Source organism: Streptomyces sp. NPDC012825, assembly GCF_042900925.1.
Lineage (GTDB): Bacteria > Actinomycetota > Actinomycetes > Streptomycetales > Streptomycetaceae > Streptomyces.
On sequence record NZ_JBIBBZ010000035.1, the window covers coordinates 1 to 17,774 of the forward strand.

Here is a 17,774-nt window from a genome sequence, read left to right on the forward strand (position 1 = left end):
CCCGCGTAAACGCGGGAATGGAATTCCGCTAGCGGAATTCCGAAGGGCGGGGAATTCGCGCACGCGCGAATTCGAGGGCACCCGCGCGAGCGCGGGTGCCAGGCTGGCAGCAAGAGGGGGGTGCATCGCGCGCGGAGCTGTGTAGCCACTCGGATCCCAGCCCACCACCGGGATCGGGAGGGTGACGTCCTGTCGGCCCGGACGGGTGCCGGCCTCACCGTAGTGACGGGCTCCGCTGCGCTCCACCCGAACCTCTCCCCGGCTCCTGGAGCTGCCCGAACTGGCCCGTACATCTATCCGCCGTCTCGTCATCCTAGCAGTAAAACGAGCCGCATGAGTCCCGATCCGGCCATGCATCACTCAGGAGAGGGGATCTGCGGCAAGGGTGATGCATCATGGGTAGTAGCTGTGTAGAGTCTCTGTTCTGACACCACCATCCCCGGCCTGCACGACTACGCCGGACTTCCATTTCTTATTACGCGCCTCATTCCGCGAAAAGGAGAGCACGGAACATGGCCGTGAAGCTGCGTGACCACCAGATTGAGGCCGTGGCCGCCATTGTGCGCGGCTTCGACATCCCGCCCGGAGGCATCCCCGTTAATGGTCTGCGCGGGCAGGTACATGCCGCGTGCGGGACGGGAAAGACCATTATCGCGGCGGCGTCGGCGAAAAGGCTCGTGCCGAGGGGCCGCATTCTCGTGCTGGTGCCGACGCTGGATCTGCTGGCGCAGACGGTGAAGGCGTGGCACGACGCCGGGCATAAGGGGCCGGCGGTCGCGGTGTGTTCGCTCCAGGACGACCCGCAGTTGTGGAGCTTGAAGGTGCGGGCGACGACGAACCCGGTGGAGCTTGCGCTGCGGCACGGGTCGGGGCCGGTGACCATCTACGCCACCTACGCGTCCCTGGGTGTGCTCGCGGAGGCTTTCACGGGCGTCTACGGGCAGCAGCTCGACCCCGTCGACCTGGCGGTCGTGGATGAGGCCCACCGGACTTCCGGTTCGATGGGTAAGGCCTGGGCCGACATCCACCGCCAGGAGGTGATCCCGGCCGCGCGGCGGCTGTATCTGACGGCGACGCCGCGGATCTGGCAGGAGCGGCCGGCGAACTGGGAGTTGACCGAGGGTGCCTGGGATCCGCTGCCGGAGCAGATGGCGGCCTCGATGGACGACGAGGCGGTGTTCGGGCCTGTCCTGTTCAAGCTGTCGCTCGCGTCGGCCGTCTCGCGGGGCCTGCTCGCCCGGTACCAGATCATTGTGCTGGAGCTCCAGGACCCGGTCGTCACCCCCGAGCGGCTGATGGGCGAGGAGCGGCGCAGCGAGCAGGTGCGAGGTGAGCGCATCGGGGCGCTCCAGGCCGCTTTGCTGCACACGATGGCCGAGCACAACCTGTCGACCTGCATCACCTTCCACCACCGGACCATAGAGGCACAGGCGTACGCGGAGGGCTTGGAGCGCGTCGCCGGGAAGCTGCACGCGGACCAGCCCGAGCGGTTCCCGGCGAAGATCTGGGCGGACTGGCTGTGCGGTGAACACGTCCCCGAGCGCCGGCGGAGTGTACTGGAGGAGTTCGGGTCCACCGCGCGGCGGGCCGTGCTCGCGAACTGCCGCGTCCTGGGCGAGGGCGTGGACATCCGGGCCGTGGACAGCGTCGCCCTCCTGGACCCCAAGGGGGCGCCGCATGACATTGTGCAGGCCATCGGCCGGGCGCTGCGGCAAAAGCCCGGACAGGGGAAACTCGCCTCGCTGATCGTGCCGGTTTTCCTCAAGCCTGGAGAAGTAGCGGAGGACATGTTCACCTCCGGTTCATACCGGCCTTTGGTGAAAGTCCTTGAAGGACTTCGCGCACACGACGAAGAAGCGGTGGAATTGCTCGCTATTCCACAAGAGCCGCAGAAGGACGTCGTGGAGCCGTCCCAGAACATTGGCACGGCGCCCGGCGACGGTGAAGAAGAAGCGCGGCTACTGCTTCGTTTTGCCGTCCCCAGGGATCCGGTGATGGTCGCGGACTGGATCAGCTTCAATGTGATCGACACGGAGCGGCAGGACTGGGCGCGCGGGTGGGCGAAGCTGAAGCAGTTCGTCGAGCGGGAGGGGCACGCTCGCGTTCCCTTCGGGCACCGGGAGGGCGCGACACCGCTGGGGCGGTGGATCGCGGAGCAGCGGCGCGCCTACGGGGCGGGGCAGATGTCCGGGTTGCGGGCGAAGCGGCTGGAGAAGCTGGGCATGGTGTGGAGCGCGGTCGACGAGCGGTTCCAGGAGAACCTGGAGGCGGCGAAGGCGTACTTCGAGGAGCACTGGACGCTGTGCGCTCCCCGCTCCGCCACCGCGCTCGATCGGTCGGTGGGGCAGTGGCTGTCCAACCTGCGGCGTCCGGGCGCGCTGGACGGCAAGGAGGAGTGGAAGGCCGCGCTGGAGGCCGTGGATGCGGACTGGAATCCGGACTGGCCGCTGGAGTGGCAGCGGTACTACGCGGCGCTGCGGGAGATGCTCGCGGAGGAGAGCGCGCTCGTCTACGTCGAGCCCGGGGTGACCGTGCACGGCATGGACATCGGAAAGTGGCTGGCGAAGCAGCGTCAGCCGGCCGTGTGGGCCGGGCTGATGGACGGGCAGCGCGAGCGCCTGGAGCAGCTCGGCGTCACGCCGCTCGCTCCCGCCCCGGAGCCGGAGGAGTCCGTGAAGGCGTCCACGGCGCCTGTGGGCGCCTTCGAGCGGGGCGTTGCGGCCCTGGCGCAGTACAAGGCCCGTACGGGCTCTGTGACCGTGCCCAGGGGCCACGTGGAGCAGTTGGAGGGCGGGGTGGAGGTGAAGCTCGGTGTGTGGGTCATGAACCAGAAGAGCAGGCGTACGAAGCTGACCGCCGACAAGCTCGCCGCGCTCGCCGGCCTCGGGCTGGAGTGGGCGGCCGAGGAAGGGGCGGCATGATGACGACCGGCGACGAGGAGCGGCGCGTACGGGACGCCGTGCGGCGGCACGCCCGCAGCAGCGCCTTCGCGGAGGCGGAGAAGGTCATCTCGGCCGTGCTGTCAGACCCCGGGGTGCAGGAGGCGAGGCCGCGGGTGGAGGCGGCGGAGAGGGAGCTCGGCGCGGAGCTGCGCGCTCGTCTCCAGCCGTTGCAGGATCGCTACGACCAGGCCGTGCGCGAGGGCGACGCGAGCCTGCTCGCCGGGGTCTGTGCGGGCAAGCACGGCCACTGGGGACGAATCTGCGTCCTGGACGACGGCCACGAGGCCGCGTTGGAGGAACCGCACTGGGGCCGCAACGGCGAAGGCCGGCCGATCGCGTGGGTGGGCAGCGCACCCGACGACTGGTGAGTCGCTCCGTCCCGCGAGCGGGAAGAGCCCCGGGCATACGACGCGCCCGGGGCTCTTCGCCGTCTGGGGCTGACGGCGGCGCACCGCAGGGTTTACACGCACCTCCGTGCGATGCCGGGGTCCTTGAGCAGCGGCATCGCACTGGTGTGCGTGTACTACTCATTTCAGAATGGCGGCATGCTCCCCTGCTCAATGACGGCGGATCGGGGCTGCTCCCACGCTGCTTACCGGGGCCGCGTCGAGTCCTTGCGGAGGAGCTCATCTGCAGTGCAGGACTGGTCAAGATCCAGGACAAGGCAGATGCTGAAGCCTTGGTCATCACGCTGGACCTGGCCTTGGAGGTCGCACCAGGTGGCCGAACTGTCAGCGTTCGCCGACACGACGAACGACTCTCCTTCGGTCGCCGAGTCCGAGGCTACGAAGCTCGTCTGCGGGCCGTCCTGCGCCCAGAACCGCCACGTACCAGCTATTTCTGTAGGGCACTCGTAGTCGGGGACGGCATGCTTGATTCCGCTTGCCGAGAAGTCGTGTCCAGCTGACACGTGCACTTTGGCGCCGTTGGCGTTGTTCCAGCCCCCGACGAGCTCGGCTTGCTGGATCACGGCAGCATCGCCGCCTGCTCCAGCGCATGCTGTGCACGCAAGAAGCAGAATTCCGAGGACCGTGGCCAACTGTCCGAGAGACCTGATGAGAGGGCGACGCATCCGGCCATCTGACATCAGCCTGGACCGGCTGCCTCGGCCCTTTTGACTTGGGGCCAGAGCCCTGTTCGCTGAGTCCATGCCACCCTGCCCGTTCGAGACTGCTGGCTACGTGCGCCCGGTAGCCGCTTCTGCAGGAAGAGCCGAGCACGGCCGGAGCCAGCCTTCCACACGTTTTGAATATGTTCAATTAGCGATTTCCGCTGGCCACGCTCAGGTCCGCAACCGAAGTTTCCGCAGGCAGATAATGCTGCAAGCAAGTTCGAGCAGGCCCTGGTGGAGGTCGGCTCGGCGCTCGTAGCGGGTGCGGAGCCGTTTGAACTGGTGCAGCCAGGCAAAGGTACGCTCGACCACCCAGCGGACCTTGCCCAGTCCGGAGCCGTGGGCTACGCCGCGTCGGGCGATCAGCGGTGTGATGCCGCGTTGCCGCATCAGGCGGCGGTACTTGTCGAAGTCGTAGCCCCGGTCGGCGTAGAGCCGCCGGGGCTTGCGGCGGGGGCGTCCTTGCAGGCCCCGGATCGGCGGGACGGCGTCGAGCAGGGGCAGGAGCTGGGTGACGTCGTGCCGGTTGCCGCCGGTGAGGGTGACGGCGAGCGGGGTTCCGTGCCGGTCGACTATCAGGTGGTGTTTGGAGCCGGGGCGGGCGCGGTCGACGGGCGAGGGGCCGACGCGATCCCCCCTTTGAGGGCCCGGACGTGCGACCCGTCCACGGCGCAGTCGTCCAGGTCCAGCAGGTCGGCGCGACGCAGCTCGGCCAGCAGGGCGGCGTGTAGGCGTGGCCAGACGCCGGCCTCGGTCCAGTCCCGCAGCCGGCGCCAGGCCGTCACCCCAGAACAGCCCACGGTCTCCGCGGGAACGTCGCGCCAGGCGACACCGGTCCGCAGCGCGTACAGGATGCCGGCGAGTGCCGTCCGGTCCGGAACGCGAAGCCGGCCGGGATACCGGCGGCGCCGTTCGGGAGCGGGTGGCAGCAGTGGGGCCACCCGCTCCCACAGGCCGTCAGGAACAAGATCAGCACGCATCCCAGACACCCTGTCGGCCAAGATCGCAGAACGCAAGACCACGGCTCGACTCATTCTGAAACGGCCAGGTAGACCCTGGGTTCCAGGTCCGCTGCCTCTCCCGGCTTGAAGGGGGACTGGCGACTGATCGGCCTGGACGTCTGCTGGGTTGTCGGAGTCAGCTGAGCAGTCCCGCGAGGAAGACGAGGATGGCGCCTACGCCGAAGATGGCGAAGGACATTTGGACGTGGCGGTGCTTGCCCCAGGCGATCTTGCTCATGGCGATGAGCTGGCGGCTCAGTACCGGGAGGATGTCCGTCTGTTTCAAGGCGGTGGTGAGTTCGTCGGCCTCTCGGTGCATGAGGTGGCCGAAGTAGATGAAGTTCGAGGGGGCTTCCGCTTTGACCTTTCGGGCGCGGAGGCGGGGGATGACGACCAGCATCGAGAAGATGCCGGATATGAGGATGAGGACGGTTCCGGTCCACAGGAGGGAGCGGGTGCCCCATCCGTGAAGGTTCGCGAGGACGTGGTCGTCGGTTGAGAGCGCGATGATGCCAGCGGTCGCCGCGGACTCCAGGGTGAGCGCGAAGGATGCCTTAGCGTCCACCTTCGCTGTCCAGTTACCCAGCTCCGTGTGGATCCGCCAGGCGGTCTCGACGGCCTGGGCGTGCGCGGCGCCCGGTTCGGGGGCGGTCACACCTTCCACCTGTAGCTGGAACGGTAGATCGCCATCTGCTCGCCGCCGACATCGGCGTTGAGCCTCTCCCACATGTTGGCCGTGCCGGAGTACGTCGTGTCGTAGCCGAGGTCGTCGTAGACCTGCTCGGTGATGTAGGTGCGGAAATTACCCCGCTCACGGATGTCGCTGAGCTTGGCAGCGACGTTTGGGGCACGCCCGATGGACACCAGGTCGTTGCTGCCCCGTACGCCGGCACGGGCGATGAAAGCCTCCCCTGAGGCGATCCCGACGCACATGCGGGGCACGAACCCCCCGCTCTCCAGGATGGGCAAGTTGCGGTAGAGGGCGGGCTTGACCATTTCCTGCATCGCGTACTTGATCTTCATCGCGGCTTTCACCGCGTTGTCCTCCTTCTGGGTGCCGATGAAGATGCCCATCACGCGGTCCCCGTCGTAGCTGCGGATCTTGCCGTTGTGCTTCTGGATGATCGTGGACGCCGTGCGCAGCGAAGCCCGTATCACCTTGCCGGCCGTCTGGGGGGTGAAGTTGCGCGCCAGCTTGGTGGAACCCAGGAGGTCGGCGTAGAGGTAGACGGCGTTCAGCTTGACCGCGTCGTTGTTGTAGAGCCCTACGTCGCCTGTGCCGGGGACGACGTAGCCGTTCCGGATGCTCCAGGGGTTGCCCACCATCTTGTCCAGGTCGGAGCGGATGTCGTCGCCAAGTGCCATGGATGACCTTCTGTCTCTTGCCGTGCGCTTTGGCAGGAAAGTACTCGTCCGCACTGACAGCGGCTCCCCTTTTTCGGAGGAAGCTCTGCCGTCAGCGTTGGCCTGCCGGAGCGGTGGTCCCGCTCGGGTTGTGGTGGGTGTCGTGTCCTGCGGGAGCGGGGCTCGTTGGAAGTGGTGCGGAGCATGGACGAAGCCTCCGGGGCCGGTGGGTCTCGGAGGCTTCCGTCATTGCCGTTTTCAGTCCTGTTCGGGCGGTACGAGGCTCAGGTGGGCCGCCGGGACGGGCGGGGCTTCGGGCTGTGGGGCGCGGGCCCAGCCGCGGGCGTGGAGGGCTTCGGTCTCCCAGTCCTCGAAGATCTGGGGCAGTGCCTCCGGGTCGCGGTCGGTGTCCCGGTGCCAGTGGATGAGCGCGCGGGCGGCCGGGCGGTGGGCGTCGCAGGCCGGGCAGAGTTCCAGCAGTATCAGGCCGGTGATGAGCGGGCCGGGCCAGTGCAGCAGGAGCTTCCCGCCGCAGCGGGAGCATGGCGGGGCCGGCTGTTCGTCTTCGTCGTCTCGGTGGACGTCGAGCCGGGCGAGTTCTTCGGTGGTGACGTTGTCGAGGCCGCCGTTGATGTTGCCGACGCGGAAGAAGGAGCCGTCGGGGCGTACGACGTAGCGCCAGGTGAGCGACATGCAGGGCCCCCTTTCGGGGTGGAGCGTGATGCGAACGGCCACGATCCGCCCGCTCACCGAGCAGCGTCAAGAGGCCGGGCGTATCCCGCATGCGCGGAGTTGGCATCGGCCGCGTTCAGCGGGCGTTCGCGGAGCGCCAGGCCCGGGGCGGCCGGCCGTTTCCCCGGGGCCCGCGCTGCCGTCTACCTGATGATTCAGGGGCGGTTGTCGACGGTGACGAAGCCCGCCCTGTCGTAGTACTGGTCGAAGTCCTCGGCGGGTTCGGCGTTGTGGACCAGGCGGGCGAAGGCGCGGTGCCGGCGGGTGACCTCGTACCGCGCCACGCTCGTCTTGCCGTCGGTCTCTTCGTAGACGGGCTTGGGGACGGGCAGCATGACGCGGCCGCCGTCGACCGAGGTGAGGGAGTAGCGGTCGACGAGGACGCCGTTCCAGAACACGTCACCCAGCTGGTAGTCCACCGGGCTGTCGTCGATGAAGGTGTTCCAGCCGGGCGTCACGTCCTTCGCCGCGACGATGCCCCACGAGATCGTGAGCGCCACGTTCTCCCGGTAGACCAGGGTGTTGCTGTGGGAGTCGATGTCGAGGGACCACTTGTACTGGTCGCCTCCGGTCTGCGTGATCTCCCACCTGTCGTGGAAGGTCGGCCCGGAGCCGGCGCCCCAGCAGGTGATGTGACTCCAGTCGGCGTTGGTGGACTCTTCGATGATTTTGCGGATGTCTTCGAGACGCATTGTCTTCCTCCTCCTTCGAAGGGGCTGCATCGTACGTCGCACCTCAGACATCCCAATTATCATTTTTCACACCTTGGCCCCGAGGGCGTCGGCGTCCCTGAGGCCAAGGTGCGCTGGTAGTCGGTCAGAAGGTGTTCGTGGCCTGGGCGGCGGCTTCGGTTCGGGCCTGTCGTACAAGCACCACGCCAAGGGCGGCCCGGGAATTGCGCGGGTTTGGCAGAGACGGTTATCCCGTGGGCCCGGACATCACTCGTACGGATCATGTCGTCGGGTTTCCCGGCCCCGTCCGCTCCCGGGCTCGTACGGTCCGCTCGGGCGCCGCCGGCGCCCGCTGTGCCGTGAGGGGAGCAGGACAATGACCGACGCCGTCACCGAGACTGCGGGACCGGAAGAGAAGCTGGGCTGGGACGAGCGGTGGGCGAACCTGGCCGAACGGATCGATCCGTATGGGGCGGTCGCCCTGGGCTTCGTTAGCGCTGGCGGTCTCATCGGCGCGCTCGTGGTGAACGGAACCCAGGTGCACGACTGGCTGGAGCGGGATCAGGGCCTACGTGCCGGAGCCGTGCCGGTGACCCTTCTGCTGCTCGCCGTGGTCGTGATCTGGGCGGGATTCCTGCCCTTCAGGACCGATCGGCATTTCGTGGTCGACGTTCCCGCTCTCACTGCCGCCGCGCTCGTCTTCTACGGCGTCCAGTGGGGCATGATCCCCGCTGTCCATCCCCAGACCGTCTCCTGGTGGATCTGGCATACCGCCCTGGTGACCCTGCTGTCCGTGGCCCTGCTGATCCTGCCCGGCATCGCTTTGTCGCTGTTCGCGCGGATGCCTGACCCTGCGCCGTAGACAGCCCGAGACGCGGTCAGGCCGTGTGCTACTGGTGCGCGTGGCCACCGCGCCATTCGCTCCGGGCGGGATCCAGTCATCGTCTCGGTGAGCGGGGCAGCGGTCAGGGAGTGTCGCCGGCGTAGTGGAAGCGGCACGCGACCCCCATGCCGGGCTTACGCGCCTCGCCGGGGCGCGGGTCGTACAGGGCGCGGCCGCCGGGCCACCGGCCGAGCTCGGTGGTCAGGGTGACGCCGTGGTCGACCTCCTCGGTGCGCCAGCCGTGGATGTCCACCAGCAGGCCGTCCAGCGGGCCGCCGACGACCGCGACGGCCCCGGCCCGACTTCGGTCCCGGGTCGGGGTCGTCGTGGTCGCGGCCGTAGACCTGGCCGCGCAGCAGCTGCTCGTCACCGTTCATACCGGTAAGCCTTCCAGGCGCTACCGACATGCAGAAAGTGGCGGCCGAGGACCGTCTGTGTGCCAGGAGGGTGAGGTGCCAGGCCGTGGGGCCCCTCGATCTGTTCGGTTCGAGGGGCCCGGCCGTTTTCGCGAAGGGTCAGGCGCAGGGGAGCCTGTCTGGGGCGTTCCACTCCAGCCGGACCCCACGGCATATCTGTCCGACGAGGTGTGAGACCTGGGTGGCATTCACCTCCCCCTGTGTGTAGTGCTTCAGGGCGCGGTACATCTCGTAGAAGAGCTCTGCGTCTGTCATCGTGTCCGCCTCCTCCTGGAGCCGGTCGAGCCGTCGGCCGGTTTCGGCGAAACGGCGCAGTGCCGCGTCCGCGAGCACTCCGTAGGCGAACCCGTTGTGGACGTAGAGGCCTTCCTCGATGGTCTTCACGGTGGTGTTCCTTCCCGCTCACTCTCCGGCCCGTCTTCACGGTGAAGACGTACACGCCGGAGCTGAGTGCCCGGGAACGTACGACACCCCCGCCGCTACCGTCTTGTCCTGCCCGGCACTGGTCGCCGCAGCGCCCGGGATCGTCTCCGGCTTGTCCGTCTCCACGAGTGTCTTGCCAGGTCAGGTCCGTCGGCGGAACGGGCCACGTCGCTTCCTCGCCTTTTCCTCCGCCTGTGCCGCCTCCCGCGCGGCGTCCTCCTCCGCCTCACGGCGCGCAGCACGCTCGGCCTCGAGCCGTGCGAAGTGCTCGTCCCGGCACGGCCCGCACAGCTCGTCGGTGCGGTCGCCCCAGGACCTTCCCCGCCCGAGCAGGTACTGCCAGTGCTCGTCGGTGAACTTCGCCCCGCACTGCGTGCACACCGGCCGCCGCGCCTCCCGCTCGGCGGCCTCGCGCTCCTCCCGCCGGCGCTTGGCCGCCCTCCACTGCACGAGGTACAGCCGGTCGCCGTCCGGGTTGTCCAGGGCCTCCCCCAGTGTCTGCCACTCTTCCCTGCCGAGCCGCCGCCACACCTCGCCCGCGGCTCCGGCCGGGTCGGTGGTGATCCGCTCCAGCTCGGTGACGAGGACGGGCACCGCCTGGTTGTAGTCGACGGCCGTGATACCCGCGCCCCGGCCCGGGTACGGCTCCCCGGCGAAGTAGCGGCGGCCGGCCTGCTCCAGGCGCCGCATGCGGCTCTCGCGCTGCGCGGCGGTCTTCCCGGTGAATACGAAGGCCACCGGTACGTAGCCCTCCCGGCCGGATGCCGGATACAGGCGCGGCCACAGCCTGAATTGCTGCACCTTCCCACCCAGTTGCTCATAGCGAGCCGCCATCTCCTTGTTCGGGTCGGCCCTCGGTGCCAGGAGCTCGAACCAGTCGCTGTAGCGGCACAGCTTGTCCACCAGCTCGTCGACGGGCTCGGTGACGCGGTCGACCTCCAGGAGCATCGCGGGCACCCCGGTGTCCGGGGCGCGCATCGTCAGGTCGGCGTACTGGGTGTAGCCGTACGGGAGCTTGTGGGCGATCTCGGTCTGCCAGGACAGCGGAGTGCCGTACCCGGCCCCGGTCAGGACGGCGGCGGTCAGGGTGACGGCGGCGGCGTGCTCGTCGTAGCCCTGCCCCGGAACTGGTCTGCCCTTGGTGTCGTACTTCTGCTTGCACAGCGCGGAGACCCGCACGTTCCTCGGCAGCAGCCCCCTGGCTTCCCTGTGACCCGTCTCGGTGAGCACCCACAACTGGTGTCCCGACTTCAGGCGCCTCTCCACCCGGACCATCCCCGTCTTCTTCAACGCGTTCAGGGTGTCCCTGGTGCACCGGTCGTGCCGGTCTCCGGGTCGCAGCATCCGCCACAGGTGTTCAGCAGTAGCCCGCTGGAAGATTCCCAGAGCCCTCAGCACTTCCTGCCTTCGCACTCCGGTCGGCTTCCATACCTCTGTAGACCTAGGAGGGTTGTCGAACGCCTCGCGGGGCCCTGATTTCCGGTGCCAGCCTGCGGATTCACGCCCGGCAGGCGAAGCGGCCGTGGAGGGGGCGACGGAGGGGCCCGTGGAGGGGGCCAGCGGGACCTGGTCGACGTCCTCGGAAGGCCGGCGGTCGCGGGGAGCGTGGTGGTCGCGGGCGGGCTCGGGCGTGGGTTCGGTGGGCACGGTGTCCTCGGTTTCCCCCGGCCTGCGAGCCGGGTCGGTGAGCGTCCGGCCCGTACGCGGATGTGCGTACGGGCCGGGCCCACCGTGAGGAAGACCCCCTTGTCCGCGGTCTGACCGCCACCGGCATCCGGTGTCCGATTCCTCCTCGACCAGGCCCCTGTCGTGCGGGTTTGTCCGTGAGCGGCATCACGGTCGGATCCCTGGAGAACACGTCGGCCACCAGGGCGGTAGCAGAGCTGGACAAGGGGTCACGACTGGACATGCCGCCGGGGCGATCGAGGCAGCCGAGGGGGAGTTTTGACCCTTGCTGACCTGTTCGCCCTTTTGCGATGGGTGGGAGAAATCTCCGGGCTCTGTCCACAGGCCTGCGATCCGAGGATCGGTCTCGAGGCCGTCGCGATCAGCGGGGCGGCCCGGAATCGAGGAGCCGTAGGTGCCCGAGAACACCACTGCCATACCGCTCGTCCCGATGACCCCGCAGGCGGTGATGGACGTCTTCGACCACCTGCGGGCGGTCAGCGTCGACGACACCGAGTTCGCCGACGAGCTCGCGGCCGCCGAACCGCAGATGCCCGAGCTGATCGTGGACGTCGTCGAGCGGATCGTCGTCCCCGTCACCACGATCGGCGAACTCACGGCGGAACCGTGCGACGACTCCTTCGCCCTCGACGCCCTCGGCAGCGTCTTCGTGACCACCCTGCGCACCTGGGCCACGGCCCGCCCGGACACCGCCGAACCCCTCGCCCTCACCGCTCTGCACCTCATCACGCGGCTGCTCGTCCAGGACCACGAGGAGCTGGCCGACGTCTTGGAGAACCTCAACAGCGCCGCCCTGCACCAGGCGATCCAGGCCCTCCCGGCCCCCGCCACCCGATACCCCCCCCTCTCTCACCTCTACAGGCAGGCAGGCGGGTGCGGCAGGCGCCCGCCACCGACACGGACAAGGAGTCCCCCATGGAAACGACGATGCAGACCACCACCGCCTCGGCGCAGACCGCGCAGGCCGCCGAGTACCAGGAGCGGACGGCGCGGGCCGCCGACTACACCGAGCTGGTCTGGCAGGAGCAGGGCACGGAAGAGGAGCGGGCCCTGCTGGGTGAACTCCGATACCTGGCCACCAGCAATGTGGACAACGAGCAGCCGTGAGAGTAGCCAGGGTGGGCCATAGCGTGCTGGGCGTAAGTGGTCACCGGGCGGGCAATCCGATGCGTCGCAGCCATGTCTTGACTTCGGTGTCAGCGTCTTTGACCTCTTCGCCGCGTACCGCCAGGCCCTCGGCGATGGTCGCGCCGGGGCAGGAGGCGGCGTAGTCGCGTTCGGTGGTGCCGAGGCCGCTCATGGCGTAGGTGGTGACCGGGTGGACGGTCTTGCCGCGGAAGTCGAGGGCTTCGGTGAACGTCGTCATGATCATGGGTGCGCGGACGTTCCAGATGGGGCTGGCCAGGAGGACGGTGTCGTAACCGTCGAGGGAGGGCAGGCGGCCCTCGATGGCCGGGCGGGCATTGGTGTCCTGTTCGCGGACGTTGCGCTGGACGGTGGCGTCGTAGTCGTGCGGGTAGGGGTCGGCTGCCTGGATGCGGTAGGTGTCGCAGGTGACGCTGTCGGCAATCTTGTTGGCCAGCACCTCAGTGTTGCCGACCTTCAAGTCGGTACGGCCGCCGTAGTAGTAGTTCTCGCCCGGGCGGGAGAAGTAGGCCAGCAGGACTCGTTTCACGTTGCTTCCGCTCGTAGTGGCGGACTGGGAGGCGGCGGGGGTGCCGGACCGCGGTGAGGACGGTGAGCAGCCCGCCAAGGGGGCAGCGCCCAAAGCGGCGGTTGCGGTCAGCAGCGCGCCGCGCAGAACGGTGCGCCGGCCCGGTAGGGCGCCGTGGTGCTGTGGCGTGATCATGGTGGGCGGCTCCCGGTGAACCGTGGAAGCCGGGCGGGCGCCCCGGGCATTCGTCTTGAGGACACCCGCGGCCGGCGAGGGACGGGGGGTGAGGCGTTCAGCTGTCCAGACGGCGCCCCGCGAGCCACTTGACCATCTCGGGGTCGTGGTGGTCGAAGAACAGGGAGCTGCCGGTGTCGAGGGCGGCGATCTGGGCCATCTGCTCGTCGGCGAGCTCGAAGTCGAAGACGTCGAAGTTCTCGGCCATGCGCTCGGCGCGGACGGACTTGGGGATGGCGATCACGCCGCGCTGGGTCAGCCAGCGCAGCACGACCTGGGCGACGGACTTGCCGTACTCCTTGCCGATCCCGGCGAGGAGCGGGTTGTGGAACAGGTCGTTCTTGCCTTCGGCGAAGCCGCCCCAGGACTGGATCTGCACGCCGTGCTCGCGCATGAGGTCCTGGTAGTCGGCGCGCTGGAAGAAGGGGTGGGTCTCGATCTGGTTGACCTGCGGGGTGATCTCGTTGTTGATGATCAGGTCGATCAGCCGGTCGGGGTAGAAGTTGGCGACGCCGATCGCCTTGACCACGCCCTCGCGGTTGAGGGCCTCCATGGCGCGCCACTGGCCGTAGACGTCGCCGAAGGGCTGGTGCATCAGGTACAGGTCGAGGTGGTCCAGACCCAGCTTGGCCAGGGACGTCTCCAGCGCGCGGCGGGTGTTGTCCTGGGCGGGGGCGTCCTGGACCCACAGCTTGGTGGTGACGAACAGCTCCTCGCGCGGGATGCCGCTGGACTTGATGGCGCGGCCGACAGCTTCTTCGTTGCCGTAGGCGGCGGCGGTGTCCAGCAGGCGGTAGCCGGCGGCCAGCGCGTCGGAGACGGCGCGCTCGGTGTCCTCGGCGGGGATCTGGTAGACGCCGAAGCCCAGGAGCGGCATCTCGACACCGTTGTTCAGGGTCACGTGCTGCATGAGGGGTGTCCTTCGCTGTGCGGGGTGGGGGCGGGGGTCAGGGGCGGATGAGGGCCTTGAGGACCTGGCGGTCGGCCATGGCCCGGTAGGCGTCCGGAGTCCGGTCGAGGGGGAAGGTCTCGTCGAAGACGCGGCCGGGGCTGATGGTGCCGTCCAGGACGTCGGGCAGCAGCTGCTCGATGTAGGCGCGGGCGGGGCTGGCGCCGCCGGTCAGGGTGATGTTGCGCATGAACTCCGCCGGGCCGATCGGTCCCTGCTCGTACTGGGGGACGCCCAGGCGGCTGATGGTGCCGCCGTCCAGGACCGCGCCGAGGGCGGTGTCGAGGGCTTGGCGGGTGCCGACGGCCTCGATGACCTTGTCCACGCCGCCGGTCAGCTCGCGGATGTGGGTGATGCCCTCCTCGCCGCGCTCGGCGACGACGTCGGTGGCGCCGAACTCGCGGCCCAGGCCGGTGCGGGCTTCGTGGCGGCCGGCGAGCACGATCCGTTCGGCACCCAGCCGCTTCGCGGCGATGACCGTGCACAGGCCGACCGCGCCGTCCCCGACCACCAGTACGGTGTCGCCGCGGGCGACGCCGGCGGTGACGGCGCCGTGGTGGCCGGTGGTCATCACGTCGGAGAGCGCGAGCAGCGACGGCAGCAGCGCGGAGTCGGCGGCCACTGGCAGCCTCACCAGGGTGCCCTTGGCGTACGGGACGCGGACGGCCTCGCCCTGGCCTCCATCCACGCCGTCGAAGCCGTACCGGCCGCCGTTGCGGCAGGAGATGTGCAGGCCCTTGGCGCAGTAGTCGCAGGTGTTGTCGCTGTAGGTGAACGGGGCGACGACCAGATCACCGGTCTTCAGACCGGTCACGTCCGAACCGGTCTCCTCCACGACGCCGAGGAACTCGTGCCCCATGGGGCGGCCGGTGTCGGTGGCGGGCCTCGAGGCGTAGGGCCACAGGTCGCTGCCGCACACACAGGAGGCGACGACGCGCACCACGGCGTCGGCGGGCTGGACGATCTTGGGGTCGGGCCGGTCCTCGACGCGGACGTCACCGGCTCCGTACATCACTGCTGCACGCATCAGGGATTACTGCTCCAAACGGGGGTCGTACGGGGTGGCACGGAGGAGTCAGCGTTCGAGCATCCGGGCCTGATCTTCGGTGTGGGTGTCGCCGGCGGCGGGCGGCAGGCTGGAGAGCCGGTCGAGCTGCTCGGCCGTCAGCGTGACCGCGTCGGCGTCGGCGTTCTCCTCGACCCGGGCCACGCGCTTGGTGCCGGGGATCGGGGCGATGTCGTCGCCCTGGGCGAGCAGCCAGGCAAGCGCCACCTGCCCGGGTGTGGCACCGACCTCGTCGGCCAGCGCCTTGACCTCGTCGGCCAGTGCCAGGTTGCGCCGGAAGTTCTCGCCCGTGAAGCGCGGGTTGTCGCGGCGGAAGTCGTTCTCGTCGAACTGGTCGGTGGAGCGCACCGTGCCCGTGAGCATCCCGCGGCCCAGCGGGGAGAACGGGACCAGGCCGATGTTCAGCCCCCGCAGCACGGGCAGCACGCGCTCTTCGATTCCCCGGGTGAAAAGGGAGTACTCGGACTGGACCGCGGTGACGGGCTGGACGGCGTGGGCCCGGCGGATGGTGTCCGGACCGGCCTCGGAAAGCCCGAAGGCGCGCACCTTGCCCGCCTCGATCAGCTCCTTCACGGCACCGGCGGTCTCTTCGATCGGCGTGTTCGGATCGACGCGGTGCTGGTAGTACAGGTCGATGTAGTCGGTGCCCAGGCGCTTGAGGGAGCCCTCGACCGCCGTGCGGATGTTGGCCGGGCCGGAGTCCAGGTTCCACGCGCCGCCGCCGGCGTGCGAGACCAGCCCGAACTTGGTGGCCAGCACCACCTTCTCCCGGCGCCCCTTCAGCGCCCGCCCGAGCAGCTCCTCGTTGGTGTACGGACCGTAGATCTCGGCGGTATCGATCAGCGTGACGCCCAGCTCCAGGGCCCGGTGCACGGTCCGGATCGACTCCGCGTCGTCCGTGCCCGAGCCGGTGTAGCCGTGAGACATGCCCATCGCACCCAGCCCGATCCGGGAAACCTCCAGGTCACGCAGCTTGATGTACCGCATCTCGCCCTCTTCCGATCAAGGTCTCGCCTGGTCTCTTACTTTTGCCCGGCCCGGCAGGCCGTGCCCGTCGAAGCCCGGGCGGGAGCGAAGAGGCCGGCGCCTTCCTCATTCACCTTCGCCTGAATTCCTCCGGTGTGGCAGGGCGGGCTCTTCGGGGGTAATGACAGGGCCCCCTCCCGTCTGCGGCGCGGCTGCCTACCGGGTGAGACTGGAGTCATGGCATCCCCAAGCGCGAACAGCGAGGGCGCCGAGCTGGGCCGCTTCCTGCGCGCCCGCCGCACCCAGACCAGCCCCGAGCACGTCGGTCTCACCGTCGGCGCCGGCATCCGCCGCACCCCCGGCCTGCGCCGCGAGGAGCTGGCCACCCTCGCCGGCATCAGCATCGACTACTACGTGCGCCTGGAACGCGGCAAGGAGACCCGCCCCAGCCCCGCCGTCCTCGACTCCCTCGCCCGCGCCCTGCACATGGACGACCAGGAACACCAGCACCTGCGCGAGCTCGCCGCCCGAGCCGCCCGCTACGCCCCCGAGCCGCCGCCGGCCCCCAGCCGCACCGTCCGCCCCCACCTGAAACTGCTGCTGGAGTCCCTGCGCCCGAACCCCGCCTACGTCATCAGCCGCAGCATGGACATGCTCGCCTGGAACCCCGGCGGCCTCGCCCTGTACGCGGGCCTGGAGGACTGGCCGGCCAAGCACCGCAACCTCGCCCGCTACCTCTTCCTCCACCCGGCCTCACGCGCCCTGTTCACCGACTGGGACCGCCAGATCACCGCCTGCGTCGCCCGCCTGCGCGCCGTCGCCGGCACCGCCCCCGACGCCCCCGACCTGACCAATCTCGTCGGTGAGCTCCTCCTCAAAAGCCCCGACTTCGCCCGGCTGTGGGAACGCTACGAGGTCACCGGCCGCAAACCCGCCCAGAAGACCTTCCACCACCCCCGCGTCGGCACCCTCACGCTCACCTCCCAGTCCATGCAGCTGGAAGGAACCCCCGGCCAGCGCATCGGCACCTACACCGCCGAACCCGGCACACCCGACCACGACGCCATGCTCCTGCTCGACATGACCGCGCCCGCCTCACCCGGCGTCAGCTCCCCACAGCCGAACGCGGCACGTCGACAAAGCTGAGCGCCTCACCCGACTTCAACCCCCTCCAGACCGCCGGCAACCAGCCGAGGAGTGGTCAACGGTCAACCGCAAACCCTGGCCACAACGTGCCCGACGAGCACGCCGCCTGCGAGTCCGGCTACGTCATGCACAAGCTGGCGGCCGTGACGAGCCGGGACCTCATGCGCCGGTGCCTGACGGGTGACGGGGCAGAGGCCGCCTGGTCCGCGGCCCGGTTCCTGGTCGAGTGCATGCAGGAGGTCGACCAGGTGAGCCAGTCCCTCACCGACGTCCGGTGGCGACGTCGCCACCGGGTGGCCGGCCACCGCCTGACCCCGGGCGGCACATCCCGGTGGACTCCACCCGGCAGCCGGGACGGTGGGTGGAGTCCACCGGGTGGAGTGGAACGGAAGTGGGCTCCACCCTCCACCGGGTGGAGTGGAACGGAAGTGGGGGGGCCCCCCCCCCCCGGGGGGGCCCCCGGGGGGGGGGGCCCCGCGGGGGGGGGGGGGGGGGGCCCCGGGGGCGGGGGGCGGGGGGGGGCGGTGGGGGGCACAACAGGAGGAAACAC

At 69.3% G+C, this 17,774-nt stretch carries 17 protein-coding genes and 1 pseudogene; 5 read left to right on the forward strand and 13 right to left on the reverse strand.

Going from position 1 to position 17,774, the window contains the following annotated elements; translation table 11 throughout:
- Window positions 1-512: 512 nt before the first annotated feature.
- Together ACFY7E_RS32225 and ACFY7E_RS32230 are read left to right on the forward strand one after the other, a co-directional pair.
- Entirely contained in the window at window positions 513-2,921 is a 2,409-nt protein-coding gene (locus ACFY7E_RS32225) for a Helicase associated domain protein (protein ID WP_389491244.1), read from the forward strand.
- Window positions 2,918-3,310: a hypothetical protein gene (locus tag ACFY7E_RS32230; RefSeq protein ID WP_389491247.1), complete on the forward strand. Its 393-nt coding sequence runs from the start codon at window positions 2,918-2,920 to the stop codon at window positions 3,308-3,310. Before ACFY7E_RS32225 ends, ACFY7E_RS32230 begins: the two co-directional genes overlap by 4 nt.
- A 914-nt stretch (window positions 3,311-4,224) precedes the next feature.
- Here the strand turns inward: ACFY7E_RS32230 and ACFY7E_RS32235 are convergent.
- The 5 genes from ACFY7E_RS32235 to ACFY7E_RS32255 all read right to left on the reverse strand — a co-directional run bounded on the left by ACFY7E_RS32235 (window position 4,225) and on the right by ACFY7E_RS32255 (window position 7,822).
- Window positions 4,225-5,033, reverse strand: a protein-coding gene (locus ACFY7E_RS32235; RefSeq protein WP_389491249.1) for an IS5 family transposase whose coding sequence is annotated in 2 segments (ribosomal slippage) — window positions 4,225-4,694 and window positions 4,694-5,033 — 810 coding nt in all. Because the reading frame shifts where the segments join, the coding sequence is not laid out codon by codon here.
- A 157-nt stretch (window positions 5,034-5,190) separates the two neighbouring features.
- Window positions 5,191-5,709: a Pycsar system effector family protein gene (locus tag ACFY7E_RS32240; protein WP_389491251.1), complete on the reverse strand. Its 519-nt coding sequence runs from the start codon at window positions 5,707-5,709 to the stop codon at window positions 5,191-5,193.
- Entirely contained in the window at window positions 5,706-6,419 is a 714-nt protein-coding gene (locus tag ACFY7E_RS32245) for an adenylate/guanylate cyclase domain-containing protein (RefSeq protein WP_389491253.1), read from the reverse strand. Before ACFY7E_RS32245 ends, ACFY7E_RS32240 begins: the two co-directional genes overlap by 4 nt.
- A gap of 237 nt (window positions 6,420-6,656) precedes the next feature.
- Window positions 6,657-7,091 carry a DUF6300 family protein gene (locus ACFY7E_RS32250; RefSeq protein ID WP_389491255.1) on the reverse strand — a complete coding sequence of 145 codons (435 nt, stop codon included), beginning with the start codon at window positions 7,089-7,091 and terminating at the stop codon, window positions 6,657-6,659.
- Window positions 7,092-7,285: 194 nt separating this feature from the next.
- Entirely contained in the window at window positions 7,286-7,822 is a 537-nt protein-coding gene (locus tag ACFY7E_RS32255; protein WP_389491257.1) for a hypothetical protein, read from the reverse strand.
- Between the two features lie 355 nt (window positions 7,823-8,177).
- On the opposite strand from ACFY7E_RS32255, the gene ACFY7E_RS32260 reads away from it, so the two are divergent.
- On the forward strand, window positions 8,178-8,663 hold the full coding sequence (locus tag ACFY7E_RS32260) for a hypothetical protein (RefSeq protein ID WP_389491260.1): 486 nt from the start codon (window positions 8,178-8,180) through the stop codon (window positions 8,661-8,663).
- Window positions 8,664-8,766: 103 nt separating this feature from the next.
- Here the strand turns inward: ACFY7E_RS32260 and ACFY7E_RS32265 are convergent.
- The 4 genes and pseudogenes from ACFY7E_RS32265 to ACFY7E_RS32280 all read right to left on the reverse strand — a co-directional run bounded on the left by ACFY7E_RS32265 (window position 8,767) and on the right by ACFY7E_RS32280 (window position 12,008).
- Window positions 8,767-9,061: pseudogene (locus ACFY7E_RS32265) on the reverse strand (hypothetical protein).
- 138 nt (window positions 9,062-9,199) lie between these two features.
- On the reverse strand, window positions 9,200-9,484 hold the full coding sequence (locus ACFY7E_RS32270; RefSeq protein WP_389491262.1) for a hypothetical protein: 285 nt from the start codon (window positions 9,482-9,484) through the stop codon (window positions 9,200-9,202).
- A gap of 180 nt (window positions 9,485-9,664) precedes the next feature.
- A complete protein-coding gene (locus ACFY7E_RS32275; RefSeq protein WP_389491265.1) occupies window positions 9,665-11,170 on the reverse strand; it encodes a replication-relaxation family protein in 1,506 nt (501 codons plus the stop codon).
- Window positions 11,171-11,570: 400 nt separating this feature from the next.
- A complete protein-coding gene (locus ACFY7E_RS32280) occupies window positions 11,571-12,008 on the reverse strand; it encodes a hypothetical protein (RefSeq protein ID WP_389491268.1) in 438 nt (145 codons plus the stop codon).
- A 116-nt stretch (window positions 12,009-12,124) separates the two neighbouring features.
- On the opposite strand from ACFY7E_RS32280, the gene ACFY7E_RS32285 reads away from it, so the two are divergent.
- A complete protein-coding gene (locus ACFY7E_RS32285) occupies window positions 12,125-12,316 on the forward strand; it encodes a hypothetical protein (RefSeq protein ID WP_389491270.1) in 192 nt (63 codons plus the stop codon).
- A 40-nt stretch (window positions 12,317-12,356) separates the two neighbouring features.
- Here ACFY7E_RS32285 and ACFY7E_RS32290 read toward each other — a convergent pair whose 3' ends face one another.
- The 4 genes from ACFY7E_RS32290 to ACFY7E_RS32305 form a co-directional block, all read right to left on the reverse strand.
- Window positions 12,357-12,884, reverse strand: coding sequence for a flavodoxin (locus tag ACFY7E_RS32290; RefSeq protein WP_389491271.1), 528 nt, complete (start codon window positions 12,882-12,884; stop codon window positions 12,357-12,359).
- Between the two features lie 271 nt (window positions 12,885-13,155).
- A complete protein-coding gene (locus tag ACFY7E_RS32295) occupies window positions 13,156-14,007 on the reverse strand; it encodes an aldo/keto reductase (protein ID WP_389491274.1) in 852 nt (283 codons plus the stop codon).
- Between the two features lie 37 nt (window positions 14,008-14,044).
- Window positions 14,045-15,073, reverse strand: a complete 1,029-nt coding sequence (locus ACFY7E_RS32300) for a zinc-binding dehydrogenase (RefSeq protein WP_389491276.1) — start codon at window positions 15,071-15,073, stop codon at window positions 14,045-14,047.
- A 48-nt stretch (window positions 15,074-15,121) separates the two neighbouring features.
- Entirely contained in the window at window positions 15,122-16,099 is a 978-nt protein-coding gene (locus tag ACFY7E_RS32305) for an aldo/keto reductase (protein ID WP_389491278.1), read from the reverse strand.
- A gap of 216 nt (window positions 16,100-16,315) precedes the next feature.
- Between ACFY7E_RS32305 and ACFY7E_RS32310 the strand changes: the two genes are divergently transcribed.
- Window positions 16,316-17,224, forward strand: a complete 909-nt coding sequence (locus ACFY7E_RS32310; protein ID WP_389491280.1) for a helix-turn-helix transcriptional regulator — start codon at window positions 16,316-16,318, stop codon at window positions 17,222-17,224.
- Window positions 17,225-17,774: the final 550 nt, after the last annotated feature.

Coding starts and splice junctions, on each gene's coding strand:
- ACFY7E_RS32245 (WP_389491253.1), bottom strand. CDS start 6,419: ATGGCACTTGGCGACGACATCCGCTCCGACCTGGACAAGATGGTGGGC.
- ACFY7E_RS32225 (WP_389491244.1), top strand. CDS start 513: ATGGCCGTGAAGCTGCGTGACCACCAGATTGAGGCCGTGGCCGCCATT.
- ACFY7E_RS32230 (WP_389491247.1), top strand. CDS start 2,918: ATGATGACGACCGGCGACGAGGAGCGGCGCGTACGGGACGCCGTGCGG.
- ACFY7E_RS32285 (WP_389491270.1), top strand. CDS start 12,125: ATGGAAACGACGATGCAGACCACCACCGCCTCGGCGCAGACCGCGCAG.
- ACFY7E_RS32255 (WP_389491257.1), bottom strand. CDS start 7,822: ATGCGTCTCGAAGACATCCGCAAAATCATCGAAGAGTCCACCAACGCC.
- ACFY7E_RS32295 (WP_389491274.1), bottom strand. CDS start 14,007: ATGCAGCACGTGACCCTGAACAACGGTGTCGAGATGCCGCTCCTGGGC.
- ACFY7E_RS32260 (WP_389491260.1), top strand. CDS start 8,178: ATGACCGACGCCGTCACCGAGACTGCGGGACCGGAAGAGAAGCTGGGC.
- ACFY7E_RS32300 (WP_389491276.1), bottom strand. CDS start 15,073: ATGCGTGCAGCAGTGATGTACGGAGCCGGTGACGTCCGCGTCGAGGAC.
- ACFY7E_RS32305 (WP_389491278.1), bottom strand. CDS start 16,099: ATGCGGTACATCAAGCTGCGTGACCTGGAGGTTTCCCGGATCGGGCTG.
- ACFY7E_RS32310 (WP_389491280.1), top strand. CDS start 16,316: ATGGCATCCCCAAGCGCGAACAGCGAGGGCGCCGAGCTGGGCCGCTTC.
- ACFY7E_RS32250 (WP_389491255.1), bottom strand. CDS start 7,091: ATGTCGCTCACCTGGCGCTACGTCGTACGCCCCGACGGCTCCTTCTTC.